Here is a 433-nt window from a genome sequence, read left to right as displayed (position 1 = left end):
GCCGTCGAGAGCGCCGCCGAGAACCTCGCCGACGGCCTCGTCGCCCCGTTGCTCGCGTTTATGCTCTTCGCGGCCGTCTCGCTCCCGCTCGCGGTCGGCGCGGCCGCGTGGGTGAAGGGCGTCAACACGCTCGACTCGATGCTCGGCTACCGACACAAGCCGGTCGGTCGCGTTCCGGCCCGCCTCGACGACGCGGTGATGTGGCTCCCGGCGCGCGTCTCGGCCGTCTTACTGGCCGTCGTCGCCGGCGCGCCGGCCACGGTGGCCCGGGTCGGCGAGCTGGCGCGCCGCCCGTCGTCGCCCAACTCGGGGTGGCCGATGGCGACCCTCGCGGTCCTGCTGGAAACGCGACTCGAAAAGCCCGGCCACTACCTGCTCGACGGGGGTCCCGAGGCACCCGACGCGGCGACGGCCGCGCGGGGCGTCCGACTCG

General features: G+C 75.1%; 1 protein-coding gene. It reads left to right on the top strand.

The window, feature by feature from the left end; genetic code table 11:
- Positions 1-433: CobD/CbiB family cobalamin biosynthesis protein (locus tag EXE50_RS17070; RefSeq protein ID WP_137705658.1), on the top strand; the 433-nt coding region annotated here is incomplete at both ends.

This window comes from Halorubrum sp. ARQ200 (genome assembly GCF_005435115.1).
Lineage (GTDB): Archaea > Halobacteriota > Halobacteria > Halobacteriales > Haloferacaceae > Halorubrum > Halorubrum tropicale.
The sequence above is the reverse complement of the archived record's forward strand: the minus strand, read 5'-3'. Positions and strand labels throughout refer to the sequence as shown.